The sequence below is a fragment of the Actinoplanes sp. NPDC051470 genome (assembly GCF_040682035.1).
In the GTDB taxonomy this organism is placed as follows: Bacteria; Actinomycetota; Actinomycetes; order Mycobacteriales; family Micromonosporaceae; genus Actinoplanes.
In genome coordinates this window covers 262,362-276,936 of record NZ_JBFBAA010000004.1, presented here as the reverse complement: position 1 = coordinate 276,936, position 14,575 = coordinate 262,362, and the positions used below count along the sequence as shown (strand labels likewise).

Genomic DNA, 14,575 nt, shown 5'->3' with positions numbered 1-14,575 from the left:
TAGGCCTGGATCACGCGGTCACCTCCCAGACCTTGGTGTGCCGGATCGGCACGCTCTCCAGCGACTCGGCCACCGGCACGTCGTAGGCGGCCCGCTCGGTCAGCCCGGCCGGCAGGTAGGCCCGGCCGGGGTCGCCCAGCAGCACCAGGCTGCCCCGGCCGGCGGCCCGGCGCAGGAACGGCAGCACCCGGGCGGTCATCGCCCGGCTGTAGCAGACGTCGCCGGCCAGGATGACGTCGTGGTGCTGGTCCGAGTCGAGCAGGTCGCCCTCGAACAGGGAAAGATCCACGTCGTTGGCCGTGGCATTGGCGGCCGCCGCGGCCAGGGACAGCGGGTCGATGTCGTTGGCCGTGACCCGGGCGGCGCCGGCCCGGGCCGCCGCCACCGCGACCAGGCCGGAGCCGGTGGCCAGGTCGAGCACCGTACGGCCGGCGACCAGCGCGGGGTGGTCGAGCACGAAGCGGGCCAGCGCCTGCCCGCCGGCCCAGGCGAACGCCCAGAACGGCGGTGGCTGCTCACCCGTACCACCGGCCTCGGTGCTCTCCCAGAGGGCGATCACCTCGTCGGCCTGGTGAAGGGTCACCTCGGGGATGAACGGCACCGGGCGCGGGCGGGTGTGTGAGCGGACGAAGTCGGTGTGCACGCCATCAGTTTCGCTCAGCTACCCGGCGGCGTGACCGATGAGGTGGCCGTTGAGACCGCGCCGAGGAGGAGACATGCCGGCACGCTGGGCCGCCGCGCTCTTCGGCGGGTGGATGGCCGTGCTCGCCGGTGTCTTCCTGCTCGAGCCCGACCTGCGGGCGCCCGTCCGGCTGATCGCCGGCGCGTCCGCGGTGGCGGCCGTGGCGGTCGGTCTACGCCGGCGGAAGCCCGCCCGGGTCCTGCCCTGGCGCCTGCTCCAGCTGACCCTGGTCGTGTCCTGCCTCGGCGGGACCGCGGTCGGGGAGCGGGACCGGCTGACCGGCTCGCCGGCCTGGGTGGCCGACGTCGGCGAGGGCCTGCTGATCGCCGTGTACCCGCTGTTCGCCCTGGTGCTGCTGATGTTCGTGCGCATCCGCACGGGCGGCGCCCGGGACCGTGGCGGCGTGCTGGACGCGCTCACGGTCACCTCGGGCGCGGCGCTTCTCGCCTGGGCGTACGCGATCGCCCCGCACCTGAGCACCGCCGACATGAGCCGCCCGGCGGAGTGGGTGTCGGTCGCGTTCCCGCTGGGCGACCTGCTCTGCCTGGCCATGCTGACCCGGCTGTTCACCACGATCAACCGCCGCATCGCCGCCGCGGTGCTGCTCGGCGCCGGCCTGTTCGCGCTACTCATCGCCGACATCGGCGACGACCTCGTGGTGCCCGGCGACCACCTGGGTTTCCTGGCCGCGTTCGGGCGGGTCCTGTTCTACGCGGCGGCCGGGCTGGCCGCGCTGCACCCGTCGATGACCCAGCTGACCCAGCCCTCCGGGGTGCGCGACGGCGACCTCGGCCGGCTGCGGCTGGCCCTGCTCGCGCTGGCCTCGCTGGTGGCGCCGACCGTGCTGATCGTCGAGGCCGGCCGGCGCGGCGAGGTGCCCGACCTGGCCGTGCTCGGCGCCCTCAGCGCGCTCACGTTCCTGCTGGTGCTGGCCCGGATGGCCGGGATCATGGCCAGCCATCGGCTCGCCCTGGCCCGGGAACGCGGCCTGCGCGAGGCGTCGGCCACGCTGGTGTCGGCGGCGGACGCGGACGAGGTCGGTGACGCGGTGCGGACCGCGGTGGCCCAGTTGCTGCCGGCCGACGTACCCCACGGGGTGGTTCTGGCCATGGCCATCGCCGAGCCGGAGCAGCCGCTGACCGGCCTGGCCGCCGCCCAGGCCGCGCAGGACCGGGCCTCGGGCACGTCGGCGCGGCTGGTCGGGACCCGGGACGTCGACTGGGCGGTGGCGATCCGGCTGACCCACTTCAACACCGTGCTGCGCTGCCCGCTGGTGCTGGCCGACCGGCCGACCGGTGACCCGCTGGTCGGGGTGCTGCACGTGGGCGGGCCGCGGTGGGCGCTGACCGGGCTCCAGCAGGCCATGGAGGTGCTGGCCACCCAGGTCGCGCTGGCCCTGGAGCGGATCGCGCTGAGCGAGGAGGTCACCCGCCGCAACAGCGAGACCTATTTCCGTACGCTCGTGCAGAACACCTCGGACGTGATCCTGATCGTCGACGACGAGGACCGGGTCCGGTACGCCAGCCCGTCGGCCGGCCCGGTGCTGGGCAACGACCCGGTGGGCGTGGACATCTTCTCGGTCATCCACGCGGTCGACCGCGTCCGCCTGGCCGACCTGCTGATGTCGGTGCGGGCCGGCCACAGCCCGGCCGAGGGGCAGGACTTCCGGGCGCAGGACCGGCGGCGGACCGAGGTGACCGTCGAACTGCATCTGCGCGACCTGCGGGCCGACCAGAGCGTGGCCGGCCTGGTCGTCACCATGCGCGACGTGACCGATCGCCGCCGCCTCGAGCGTGAGCTCACCCACCAGGCGTTCCACGACTCGCTGACCGGCCTGGCCAACCGCACGCTGTTCACCGACCGGCTGGGGCACGCGCTGGCCCGCGGCGCCCGGGACGGCTCGGTGGTCGGCGTGCTCTTCATCGACCTGGACGACTTCAAGATCGTCAACGACACGCTCGGCCACGCCGTCGGCGACCAGTTGCTCCAGGCGGTGGCCGACCGGATCGCCGGCGCGCTGCGGGCCGACGACACCGCGGCCCGGCTCGGCGGCGACGAGTTCGCCGCGCTGGTCGAGAACGTGCAGGACCCGGGCGCGGTCGAGGAGACGGCCACCCGGATCCTGGCCGCGCTGGCCGAGCCGATCCTGGTCGACGGCGGCGCGTTGCAGGTCAACGCCAACGCCAGCGTCGGCATCACCACGACCCCGGAGGCGGACACGGCGGCCGAACTGCTGCGGCAGGCCGACCTGGCGCTGTACGTGGCCAAGGGCGCCGGCAAGAACCAGTGGCGGCGCTACCAGTCCCACCTGCACAGCGCCATGGTCGAGCGGCTGGAGCTGCGGTCGGCCCTCGACCACGCCGTGCACGAGGGCCACTTCCTGCTGCAGTACCAGCCGATCGTCGACCTGGCGTCCGGCGACACGGCCGGCTTCGAGGCGCTGGTCCGCTGGCAGCACCCGCAGCGCGGGGTGATCGCGCCGGACGAGTTCATCGAGGTGGCCGAGGAGAGCGGCCTGATCGTGCCGATCGGCAAGTGGGTGCTCGACCAGGCGCTGCACACCGTGGCGCAGTGGCGGCGCATCCTCCCGCGGGCCGGCCGTCCCTACGTCAGCGTGAACGTCAGCGTCCGGCAGTTCCGCCAGCCCGGCTTCGTCGAGCAGGTGCGCTCGTCGCTGGCCTGGGCCGACGTTCCGGCGCAGGCGCTGATGCTGGAGATCACCGAGACCCTGCTGATGGGCGACGACGAGCAGATCTGGGCCGATCTGGCGGTGCTTCAGGAGATGGGCGTACGCATCGCGATCGACGACTTCGGCACCGGCTACTCGTCGCTGGGTTACCTCCGGCAGCGCCCGATCGACGTGGTGAAGATCGACAAGACGTTCATCGACGACATCACCCACGACCCGCAGCAGATGACCCTGGTCGGTGGCATCGTCCGGCTCGCGCACTCGCTGAACCTGACCGTGGTGGCCGAGGGCATCGAGACCGAGGCCCACCGCGAGGTGCTGGTCGAGCTGGGCTGCCCGCTCGGCCAGGGCTACCTCTACTCCAGCCCGATCGGGCCGACCGAGGCGCTGACCTGGATGACCCGGGCGGCCGACGAGCGCGGTCAGCGCCTCCTGGACGCCTTGCCCGCGTAGATCCGGTCGGCGATCGCCGGGAACAGGTGGGCGGCCACGACCGCGCCGCGATATTTGAACGGGACGATGATGCGGCGGCGCGGCCGGCGCAGCGCGCTCTCCACGGCCGCGGCCACGATCTCGGGGCCGGGCAGCCCGCTGCGGTGGGCGTTGCCCGGGGTGGCGATGTAGCCGGGTTCGATCAGCGTCACGGTCACCCCGGTGCCGGCCAGCTCACGGCGTACCGAATCGGTCATGCCCCGCAGGCCGAACTTGGTCGCCGAGTAGACCCCGCCGATGCCGACCTCGCCCGCCACCGAGCCGATGTTGACGATCGTGCCGGAGCGCTGCTCCTCCATGATCGGGACGACCGCGCGCATCAGCCGGATCGGGGCGCGCAGGTTGATGTCGATCGCGCGATCGACGCTGTGGTCCTCGGCCAGCACCGATGCGTTTGTGCCGACCCCCGCGTTGTTCACCAGAGCGTCGATCCGGCCGGTCACCGCACGGGCCTGTTCGACGAGCGCGGTCACCGCTTCCGGGTCACCGACATCGGTGGGTACGACCACCGCGGCGCCGCCATTCGCCTCGATCCGGGCCCGCACCGCGGTCAATTCCGGCACCCGCCGGGCGGCCAGCACCAGGGTCATTCCCGGACGCCCGAGTCGCAGCGCGGTGGCCTCTCCGATGCCGCTGGACGCACCGGTCAGGATGACGACGGTCATGGTTTCCCATCTGTCGCGGAATGCACAACGACGCCGCCGGCATGACCGGCGACGTCGTGTATGCGTGGGTCGGCGATAAATCTATCGCCTGGCGTGGTACGCCTCCACGATGGAGCTCGGGATGCGGCCGCGCTCGGAGACCTCGTAGCCGTTCTTGGTGGCCCACTCCCGGATCGCCTGGTTCTGGTCGCGGCTGGCCCGGCCGGTGCTGGCCGATCCACGACGGGCGCGGGAGTCGGCGCCGGCCCGGCCGACCCGGGTGGCTACGTTCAGATACGGGTCGAGTGCCTTCCGCAGCTTTCCGGCGTTCTTTTCCGACAGGTCGATGGTGTAGTTGACCCCGTCGAGTCCGAACTCAACGGTGCGGTCGGCCTCGCCGCCATCGAGGTCGTCGGTGAGAAGGGTGATTACCTGCTTGGCCATGGTGTGGCTGCTCCTGTAACGGCGATTTTTAGGCACGTCGTAATGCGGACTGTCAGTTCGCATTCTGTCTTGCCGATGATGCCTGTGCAAATTGCTGCCGCCGCATGTCGCATTTCTTTGCCTCGCTGTGCCGTCCGGCACAGTCGAAATGGTCACCCCAGTCGGAGTGCCGCCGGCGCGTGTTCCGGCACGGCCGGTTGGTTCGGCGCGATTGGGTTAAGCGCGCGATACGGCTCGCCGATGGCCGGCCGAACGTCGGTTTCTCCCTTGTTCGGCCACAATGCGACGGCCCGTTCGGCGAGCGCGGTGATGGTCAGCGACGGGTTCACGCCCAGGTTCGCCGGCACCGCCGAACCGTCCACCACGTGCAGGCCCGGATATCCGTAGACCCGGTGGTAGGCGTCGACCACGCCGGTCTCGGGCGAATCGCCGATCGTGGCGCCGCCCAGGATGTGCGCGGTCATCGGGGTGTTGAAGATGTCGCCGACCGAGCCACCGGGGTGGCCGCCGATCCGATCGGCGATCCGGCGGACCGCCTCGTGCCCGACCGGGATCCACCGCGGGTTCCCCGGCCCGTGGCCCGGGCCCGTCGTCAACCGGCCGGTGCGCGTCATGCGTACGGTCAGGGAATTGTCCAGGGTCTGCATCACCAGCGCGATGATCGTGCGTTCGCTCCACCGCCGCGTCGACAGCGACCGGGCGAACAGCACCGGATTGCGCAGCGCCTGCCCGAGGAAACGCAGCGGGCGCGGGACCCGCCCGTCGCCGTCGACCAGCATCGTGGAGAGCAGGCCCATGGCGTTGCTGCCCGGCCCGTAACGCACCGGCTCGATGTGGGTGTCCTCGTCCGGGTGGAACGACGACGTGATCGCCACCCCCTTCGAGAACGGCTCAGCGGGTACGCGATCGGTCTCCGCGCCGAGCAACGCCTCGGAGTTCGTCCGGGTCAGCGCGCCCAGCCGGTCGGAGAGCCGGGGCAGCACGCCCCGGGCCTTCATCCGGTGCAGCAGCCGCTGCGTGCCCAGCGTGCCGGCGGCCACGATCACGTCGTCGGCGGTGTAGTCGCCGTTCTTGGTCTCGATCCGCCAGCGCGGGCCCGGAGCGAAAGAACGTTCGTTCTCTCTCGGGTGGCCGCCGTCGCCGGCCGTCAGCGGACGCACGGCTGTGACCTGGGTATCCGGGTGGATCGTCGCGCCGGCCCGCTCGGCCAGGTGCAGGTAGTTGACATCCAGGCGATTTTTCGCGCCCACCCGGCAGCCGATCATGCAGTTGCCACATTCGGTGCAGCCCGTGCGGTCGGGGCCGGCGCCGCCGAAATACGGGTCGGGCACGGTCTTGCCCGGCTCGCCGAAGAACACCCCCACCGGGGTACGCCGGAACGTGCCGCCCACCCCCATGTCCTGCGCCACCTGCTGGATCACCACGTCCGACGGCGTCATCGACGGCTGCACGGTCACGCCGAGCATCCGGGTCGCCTGGCCGTAGTACGGCTCCAGCTCCCGGGCCCAGTCGGTGATGCCCGACCAGCGCGGGTCGTCGAAGAACTTGGCGGTCGGCTGGTAGAGCGTGTTCGCGTAGACCAGGGAGCCGCCACCGACACCGGCCGCGGACAGCACGATCACGTCCTTGAGCATGGTGATCCGCTGAATGCCGCGCAGGCCCAGCCCCGGCGCCCAGAGGAAGTTGCGCAGGTCCCACGAGGTTTTCGGCAGCGTCTCGGGGGTGAACCGGCGGCCCGCCTCCAGCACACCGACCCGATAGCCCTTCTCGGCCAGGCGCAATGCGCTCACGCTGCCACCGAATCCACTGCCCACGACGACCACGTCGTAGTGCGTTAAGCGCCGCATTCCGTCGACGTTAGGCGCGCCCAAAGAGATGCGCCAGAACCTGATTCCCATGCCGGACGAACCCACCGGGCTTCTCCTCGCCCACCGCGCCATGCTCGAGGCGGTCGGTGGAGACGACCTCGCCGCCCGCGACGGCGAGCCGGCCGTGGCGCCGATCGTCAGGAGAGCGCATGCTGCGGAGATGCTGGCCTACACCGTGGGCACCTCGGACGTGCCGATGCTCGGCGAGACGATCGGCGCCAACCTGGACCGCACGGCCGCCCGCTTCCCGGATCGCGAGGCGCTGGTCGACGTGGCGGCGGGCCGGCGATGGACGTACGCGGAATTCAACGCCGCCGTCGACGACCTGGCCCGCGGCCTGCTGAGCCGCGGCATCACCAAGGGCGACCGGGTCGGCATCTGGGCGCCGAACTGCGCCGAATGGGTCCTGGTGCAGTACGCGACGGCGAAGATCGGCGCCATCCTGGTCAACATCAACCCGGCGTACCGTACCCATGAGCTGGGTTTTGTCGTGAAGCAGGCGGGCCTGAGCCTGTTGATCAGCGCGGTGAGCTTCAAGACCAGCGACTACCGGGCGATGATCGCCGAGATCGGCTTCCCGGCCGCGATCTTCCTCGGGAGCCCGGAGTGGGACGCGCTGCCGAGCGACGACGGCGAGCTCCCGGCCGACCTGAGCTTCGACGACCCGATCAACATCCAGTACACGTCGGGTACGACCGGCTTCCCCAAGGGCGCGACCCTCTCGCACCACAACATCCTCAACAACGGCTTCTTCGTCGGCGAGCTGGTCAACTACACCGAGCGTGACCGGATCTGCATCCCGGTGCCGCTCTACCACTGCTTCGGCATGGTGATGGGCAACCTGGCCGCCACCTCGCACGGCGCCTGCATGGTGCTGCCGGCGCCGGGCTTCGACCCGGCCGCCACCCTGGCCGCGGTCACTTCGGAACGATGCACGTCGCTCTACGGCGTACCCACGATGTTCATCGCCGAGCTCGGTCTGGAGAGATTCGACGGGTACGACCTGAGCACGCTACGCACCGGCATCATGGCCGGCTCACCGTGCCCGGTCGAGGTGATGAAGCGGGTGGTCGCCGAGATGAACATGGCCGAGGTCGCGATCTGCTACGGCATGACCGAGACGTCGCCGGTGTCGACGATGACCCGGGCCGACGACAGCCTGACCCGGCGTACCGGGACGGTCGGCCGGACCATGCCGCACCTGGAGTCGAAGGTGGTCGACCCGGGCACCGGCCTGGTCGTCGGGCGCGGCGAGCCGGGCGAGCTGTGCACCCGCGGCTACTCGGTGATGCTCGGCTACTGGGAGCAGCCGGACGCCACCGCCGGGGCGATCGACGCGGCCCGCTGGATGCACACCGGCGACCTGGCCACGATGGACGCCGACGGGTACGTCAACATCGTCGGCCGGATCAAGGACCTGGTCATCCGCGGTGGCGAGAACGTCTACCCGCGCGAGGTCGAGGAGTTCCTCCACACCCACCCGGACATCGCCGACGTGCAGGTGATCGGGGTGCCCGACGCCAAGTACGGCGAGGAGCTGATGGCCTGGGTGGTGCTCCGCCCGGGGGCCGGGCCGCTGACCGCCGGGCAGGTGCGCGAGTTCTGCGCCGGGAAGCTGAGCCACTTCAAGATCCCCCGCTACGTCCACGTGGTCGATGGCTTCCCGATGACCGTCACCGGCAAGGTGCGCAAGGTCGAGATGCGCGAACAGGCCGTGCGCCTAATCGCGCCGGGGGAGGGCGAAGAAGTCGGCCGGTGAGGTGACGCCGGCGCTCATCCGGGCGAACGCGTCCATCCCGTCCTGATCACCCTGCAGGCCGTTGACCAGGGCGACCGTGCGGTCGTCGGGCGCCTGGAGCGCGGCCACGGTCGCGGTCAGCTCGTACATCGGGAGGACCTGCGCGTCCCGGGCCGCCCAGTAGTCGGCCATCGCCTCCTCGAACTCCCGTTTGCCGCTCAGCGCCTCGTCGAGCGCGCCGGCGCACAACTCGGCGTCCCGGAACGCGTCGCTGATGCCCTGGGCGGTGATGAAGTCGCGGTTGTAGCCGGCGTCGCCGACCAGCGCCCAGCCGGGGCCGTACGGCGTGCGCAGGTAGTTGGGCATGGTGGCGCCGACGATCCGGTGTTCCCGGGTGGCCGACCGCAGCCGCTCGGCGAACCCGGGCGCCCGGTCGAACGTCCGGCCCAGCTCGTCCTCGACGTCGTCGCGGTGCTCGGTCAGTTCGGCGTACGGCCAGCAGCCGATGACCATGGTCAGGCCGTCGTTGGTCGGGCACGCCGCCCAGCCGCGTCCGGGCCGGCCGAACACCTCGAGCCCGTCGGCCGGCAGGTCGCTCCAGTACGAGTAGTAACCGCAGGTCATCGGCGAGCGGACGTGATATTGCCCAGCCTGCGCGACCTTGGCGACCAGCGAATTGCGGCCATCGGCGCCGACCACCACGCGAGCCCGGGCCCGCACCACGGCCCCGGTGGCGTCGCGGCCGCGTACCTCGGCGGGCTGATCGTCGGCGAGCACCACGTCGTCGACCGTGAACCCCTCGCGGACCTCGGCGCCGGCCTCGGCCGCGGCGTCGAGCAGCACCTTGTCGAGCACGGTGCGGCGCGGGGCGTAGGCGGTGCCGGGCGAGCCGGCCAGCGTGACGTCGCCGAAGTCGAACGAGTAGCGGCCGACCGGCGGGCAGCCCGAGGCGGCGACCCGGTCGAGCAGGCCCCAGCGGCGCAGCGAGTCGACGCCCGGCGGGTGGATGACGTGGGAGGACACGGTGTCGCTGGGGAAGGTGGCCCGGTCGACCAGCAGCACGCGGTGGCCGCGGCGGGCCAGCAGCATGGCGGTCGGAGAACCGGCGCAGCGAGCGCCGATCACGATCACATCATGGACCGGAGCCACCATGCATGCTCCTTTCCCTCGTCGGTCCCGGCCGACACCTTCCGTCCGCTGTCGGCCCGGCCCCACATTCGCCGCCTGGTCATCGCCCCGGATGCGAATGAGGGACAAGGCCGAGAGCCAGCCGAGCGGCCCCTGATACCGGATCGCCGGCCGGGCGAGCGCGGTCACCGAGGGCGGCCTCGACGCCGCGCCGGATCGGGGTGTCGGCGGTGAGCAGGCCGCCCGCCAGCACCACCGGGCCCTCCGGGTGATCGAGTTCGGCGACCGTGGCGATCAGCCGTTCCACCGCCTCGGCGATGATCCGGGCCGACTCGCCGTCGGACGTGGTGCAGACCAGGGGGGCGAGGCGGGCGTAGGCCTGCGGCTTCTGGCGGGTCGCCCAGGCGATCAGTTCGTCCGGGGTACGCGTGCCGGTGTGCATCAGGACGGCCGTGCCCAGCGCCGACGTCCGCCGGACGGCCGAGCGGATCGCCTGGAGGCCCAGCCACACGCCGGAGCCCTCGTCGCCGAGCAGCCAGCCGTACCCGTCCGCGGTGCGCAGCACGTCGAGGCCGTCGACCAGCGCCGCGACCGACCCGGTCCCGGCGATCAGCACCGCGCCGCGGGTCTCCTTGGGCTCCCCGGCGGCGTAGGCGGTCACCGCGTCGCCGACGATGCGCACCGGGCAGGTCAGGCCGATCTCCCGCCACTCGGCCGCGAACGCGTCGCGTACCGCGGTGTTGGCCATCGAACTGAGGCCGGCGATCCCCACCACCGCGAAACCCACCCGGGCCGGGTCGTGCCCGCGCAGCGCGGCGCGGACCGTCGCGCCGATCGCCCGCACCGCCACCGGACCGGACATCGGGTTGCCGGCCGCGCCGTCACCGCGTCCGACCTGGACCCCGGTCTGATCGAGGAGGACCGCCCGCGAGCCGGTGCCACCCGCGTCGACCCCCAGAGCGAGCCTCATGGAAGTTCATCATTGACTATCGGCGGCCACGGTCGTAATTTTCATCAACACACTTGTCGATGAAAAGGATGACCACAGTGTCCTGGTCCGGCGGGCTCCTGGAGCGACTGCGCATCGAGGGGCCGACCCTGCCCGGCGCGTTCGCGAAGATCGCCGCGGCCATCGTCGAGAACCCCGAGGCGGCCGCCCAGGCCAGCATCGTCGACCTCGCCGAGAGCACCGCGACCAGCGCCGCGACGGTCACCCGGTTCTCCCGGACGCTCGGCTTCAAGGGGTACGCGAACCTGCGCGTCGCCATCGCCACCGAGACCGGCCGCGCCGAACAGGCCCGCTGGGAGACCGACATCAGCGGCGACATCCACCCCGGCGACTCGCTGGACAGCGTGCTCAAGGTGATCGCCGCCGCGGACACCCGGGCCATCCAGGCCACCGCGGCCGGCCTGGACATGGGCGACGTCGAGCGGGTCGCCGCGGCCATCGCCTCGGCCTCGCGGGTGGAGATCTTCGGGCTGGGCAGCAGCGGCACGGCCGGCCGGGAGATGGCCTTCCGCCTGGAGCGGATCCGGATCCCGGTGTGGAGCCGGTCCGACAGCCACACCGCGCTGACCAACGCCGCCCTGCTCGGGCCGGGCGACGTGGCCATCGGGCTGTCGCACTCGGGCCGGACCAGCGAGGTGATCGAGACCCTGGAAGAGGCGTCGGCGCACGGCGCGCTGACCGTCGCGGTCACGTCCTACCCGCGGTCGCCGCTGGCCGAGCTGGCCGACGTCGTGTTCGTGACGTCGGTGCACGAGACCACGTTCCGGGTCGCCGCCCTGTCCGCGTTGCACTCGGCGCTGCTGGTGCTCGACCTGGTCTACGTCGCGGTGGCGCAGCGCACCTACGAGCGCACCACCGAGGCCTTCGAACTGACCGTGCGCGCGGTCGCCGCCCACCGGCGGCACTGAAATCCCCCGTTTCCCCTTCCGCAGGAGGCAGTCTGCTCATGAAAATCGACAAGTATCGATCAGTAGGGTTGGCCGCCCTGCTGGCCTTCGCCGGGGCCGGGTTCGCGCTGACCACGGCGAATCCCGCCGCCGCGGCCGACTGCGGCCAGATCTTCGACGACTTCGCCTACTCGTCCTCGTCCGACGCGGCGCTGACCAGCCACGGCTGGGTGGTGCGCGGCAACGCCGGCGGACCGGGCGTACCCGGCGCTTCGTGGTCGCCGGCCAACGTCACCTTCCCGACCGCCGACGGGCAGAAGGTGATGCAGCTGACCTCCTACACCGACGGCACCGCGGCCGGCACCGGGCACGCCGAGGTCCTCTCCGCGCAGAAGCGGTACTTCGAGGGCACCTACGCCAGCCGGGTCAAGTTCAGTGACATGCCCACCACCGGCACCGACGGCGACCACATCAACCAGACGTTCTTCACGATCAGCCCGCTCGCCTACGACCTCGACCCGACCTACTCCGAACTGGACATCTCCGAGTACCTGCCGAACGGCGGGTGGGGCGAGACCGGGCCGATCAACTACCAGACCACCTGGTACACGTACCGGAACGAGCCCTGGCTGGCCGACAACGTGCACTCCGAGCAGCGCTCCAGCCTGAACGGCTGGCACGACCTGGTGGCCCAGGTGGCCGGCGGGCACGTCCGCTACTTCATCGACGGCGTGCAGGTCGGCGACCACTCCGGCAAGTTCTACCCGCGCCAGACCATGACGATCAACTGGAACCAGTGGTTCATCGACCTGGCCACGCACAGCGGCGGGCGGGCGACCTACGTGCAGCAGGTCGACTACCTGCTGCACGCCAAGAACGCGGTGCTGTCCCCGGCCCAGGTGACCTCGCAGGTCGGCTCGTACCGCAGCGCCAGCCGGACCTTCACCGACACGATCGCCTCCGACTGTGGCACCACGCCGCCCACCGACCCGCCCACGGACCCGCCGACCGATCCGCCGACCGACCCGCCGGCGACCGGCTGCAACGACGCCCCGACCTGGAACTACAGCTCCGTCTATCTCGGCGGCGCCCTGGTCAAGCACGAGCGCAGCCGCAACGGCGACCCGTCCGGCCCCAAGTCGGGCGACGGCCTCCACCTGTGGAAGGCGCGGTACTGGACCCAGGGCTCCGAGCCCGGCTGGACCCAGCAGTGGGAAGACCTCGGCCGCTGCTAGTCGGTGAACTCGCCGGACGGTGTGACGCCGGGCGTGGAGTGCTTCTCCCGCTCGGCGTCACGCAGTTGCACCCGCCGGATCTTGCCGGAGATGGTCTTCGGCAGGTCGGCGAACTCCAGCCGCCGCACCCGGGCGAACGGGGGCATGTGCTCGCGGCAGTACGCGAAGATCGCCTTGGCGGTCGCCTCGTCCGCCGCCCAGCCCTCGGCCAGCACCACGTACGCCTTCGGCACGGCCAGCCGCAGCTCGTCCGGTGACGGCACCACCGCCGCCTCGACCACCGCCTCGTGCTCGATCAGCACACTCTCCAGCTCGAACGGCGAGATCCGGTAGTCGGACGCCTTGAACACGTCGTCGGTGCGGCCCACGTACGTGATGTAGCCGTCGGCGTCGCGCGAGCCGATGTCGCCGGTGTGGTAGTACCCGTCCGCCATCCGTTCCGCGGTCAGCTCGTCGTCGCCGTGGTAGCCCACCATCAGCCCCAGCGGGCGCGGGTCGAGGAACAGGCAGATCTCGCCCTCCTCGGCCGGCTCGCCGGTCGCCGGGTCGATCAGCGCCACCTGGAAGCCCGGCACCGGCCGGCCCATCGACCCCGGCTTGACCGGCTGGCCCGGCGTGTTGGCGATCTGCACGGTCGTCTCGGTCTGCCCGAAGCCGTCCCGGATCGTCACGCCCCACGCCTTCTTGACCCGGTCGATCACCTCGGGGTTGAGCGGCTCGCCCGCGCCGACGACCAACCGCGGTGGGGTACGCAGCGCGCTCAGGTCGGCCTGGATCAGCATGCGCCACACCGTCGGCGGGGCGCAGAAGCTGGTCACGCCGCAACGCTGCATCTCGGCCAGCAGCCGGGCCGGGTCGAACCGGGTGTAGTTGTAGATGAAGACGCACGCCTCCGCGTTCCACGGCGCGAAGACGTTGCTCCAGGCGTGCTTGGCCCAGCCCGGCGACGAGATGTTGAGGTGTACGTCGCCCGGTTCCAGCCCGATCCAGTACATCGTGGACAGATGGCCGGCCGGGTAGCTGGCGTGGGTGTGCTCGACCAGCTTGGGGCGCGCCGTGGTGCCCGACGTGAAATAGAGCAGCAGCGTGTCGGTGGCGTCGGTGACGCCGTCGGGTTCGAAGACCGGGCTTTCGGCGTACGCGTCAGAGAAGCTGAGCCATCCGTCGACGGCCCCGCCCACCGCGATCCGCGTGCCCTGCTCGGCGAACTTGTCCGCGGCGGCGGCGAGCGCGATCACATGCTTGGCCCCGCCCCGCGACACCCGATCACGCGCGTCGGCCGGCCCCAGCAGCGGCGTGGCCGGGATCAGCACCGCGCCCAGCTTGATCACGGCCAGGATGGTGTCCCACAGCTCGACCTGGTTGCCCAGCATCAGCACCACCCGGTCGCCGCGCTCGACGCCGTGGCGCCGCAGCCAGTTGGCGACCCGGTTGGACCGCGCGGACATCTCGGCGAACGAGAACCGCTGCTCGGTCCCGTCCTCCTCGACGATCCACAACGCCGGCCGGTCATTCCCGGCCGCCACCACATCGAACCAGTCCAGCGCCCAGTTGAACGCCCCGAGTTCGGGCCACCGAAACTGAGCCGCCGCCCCGGCGTAGTCCTCCCGATGTGCCACCAGAAAATCCCGAGCGTCCCGAAATGCAGCTGTCGTCATAGCCCCGCCTTCCGCCCGTCAGCATGCTCCCGCCTCCCGATCATCATCACGAACGCGTCGCCCTGTGGATAGTTCACAGAACCGTCGATATCACGCGCTAC

General features: G+C 71.4%; 11 protein-coding genes. 4 read left to right on the top strand and 7 right to left on the bottom strand.

What is annotated here, in order from left to right; all coding sequences use genetic code 11:
* Nucleotides 1–10: 10 nt before the first annotated feature.
* A complete protein-coding gene (locus tag AB0M54_RS10410) occupies nt 11–661 on the bottom strand; it encodes a 50S ribosomal protein L11 methyltransferase (RefSeq protein ID WP_364470429.1) in 651 nt (216 codons plus the stop codon).
* A 55-nt stretch (nt 662–716) separates the two neighbouring features.
* On the opposite strand from AB0M54_RS10410, the gene AB0M54_RS10405 reads away from it, so the two are divergent.
* The gene (locus AB0M54_RS10405) at nt 717–3,824 is read left to right on the top strand and encodes an EAL domain-containing protein (RefSeq protein WP_364470306.1); all 3,108 of its coding nucleotides are present in this window, start codon (nt 717–719) and stop codon (nt 3,822–3,824) included.
* On the opposite strand, the gene AB0M54_RS10400 is transcribed toward AB0M54_RS10405, so the two are convergent.
* The 3 genes from AB0M54_RS10400 to AB0M54_RS10390 form a co-directional block, all read right to left on the bottom strand.
* Nucleotides 3,794–4,528 (bottom strand): SDR family oxidoreductase, encoded by a 735-nt coding sequence (locus AB0M54_RS10400; RefSeq protein ID WP_364470304.1) that lies wholly within the window; start codon nt 4,526–4,528, stop codon nt 3,794–3,796. The genes AB0M54_RS10405 and AB0M54_RS10400 overlap by 31 nt on opposite strands.
* Before the next feature lie 81 nt (nt 4,529–4,609).
* Nucleotides 4,610–4,951 carry an Lsr2 family protein gene (locus AB0M54_RS10395; protein ID WP_364315930.1) on the bottom strand — a complete coding sequence of 114 codons (342 nt, stop codon included), beginning with the start codon at nt 4,949–4,951 and terminating at the stop codon, nt 4,610–4,612.
* Between the two features lie 152 nt (nt 4,952–5,103).
* Nucleotides 5,104–6,798, bottom strand: coding sequence for a GMC family oxidoreductase (locus AB0M54_RS10390; protein WP_364315932.1), 1,695 nt, complete (start codon nt 6,796–6,798; stop codon nt 5,104–5,106).
* 181 nt (nt 6,799–6,979) lie between these two features.
* Here AB0M54_RS10390 and AB0M54_RS10385 point away from each other — a divergent pair, with 181 nt between their 5' ends.
* Complete coding sequence (locus tag AB0M54_RS10385; protein WP_364470427.1) at nt 6,980–8,578, top strand: AMP-binding protein; 1,599 nt, start codon at nt 6,980–6,982, stop codon at nt 8,576–8,578.
* Here AB0M54_RS10385 and AB0M54_RS10380 read toward each other — a convergent pair.
* Together AB0M54_RS10380 and AB0M54_RS10375 are read right to left on the bottom strand one after the other, a co-directional pair.
* On the bottom strand, nt 8,540–9,709 hold the full coding sequence (locus AB0M54_RS10380; protein ID WP_364470302.1) for an NAD(P)/FAD-dependent oxidoreductase: 1,170 nt from the start codon (nt 9,707–9,709) through the stop codon (nt 8,540–8,542). The two genes, AB0M54_RS10385 and AB0M54_RS10380, sit on opposite strands and share 39 nt — an antisense overlap.
* A 76-nt stretch (nt 9,710–9,785) precedes the next feature.
* Complete coding sequence (locus tag AB0M54_RS10375) at nt 9,786–10,655, bottom strand: BadF/BadG/BcrA/BcrD ATPase family protein (RefSeq protein ID WP_364315937.1); 870 nt, start codon at nt 10,653–10,655, stop codon at nt 9,786–9,788.
* 68 nt (nt 10,656–10,723) lie between these two features.
* On the opposite strand from AB0M54_RS10375, the gene AB0M54_RS10370 reads away from it, so the two are divergent.
* Together AB0M54_RS10370 and AB0M54_RS10365 are read left to right on the top strand one after the other, a co-directional pair.
* Nucleotides 10,724–11,602 (top strand): MurR/RpiR family transcriptional regulator, encoded by an 879-nt coding sequence (locus tag AB0M54_RS10370; protein WP_364315939.1) that lies wholly within the window; start codon nt 10,724–10,726, stop codon nt 11,600–11,602.
* Nucleotides 11,603–11,640: 38 nt separating this feature from the next.
* Nucleotides 11,641–12,816: a glycosyl hydrolase gene (locus tag AB0M54_RS10365; protein WP_364470300.1), complete on the top strand. Its 1,176-nt coding sequence runs from the start codon at nt 11,641–11,643 to the stop codon at nt 12,814–12,816.
* On the opposite strand, the gene AB0M54_RS10360 is transcribed toward AB0M54_RS10365, so the two are convergent.
* Nucleotides 12,813–14,435: an AMP-binding protein gene (locus AB0M54_RS10360; RefSeq protein WP_364315944.1), complete on the bottom strand. Its 1,623-nt coding sequence runs from the start codon at nt 14,433–14,435 to the stop codon at nt 12,813–12,815. The two genes, AB0M54_RS10365 and AB0M54_RS10360, sit on opposite strands and share 4 nt — an antisense overlap.
* Nucleotides 14,436–14,575 lie beyond the last annotated feature (140 nt).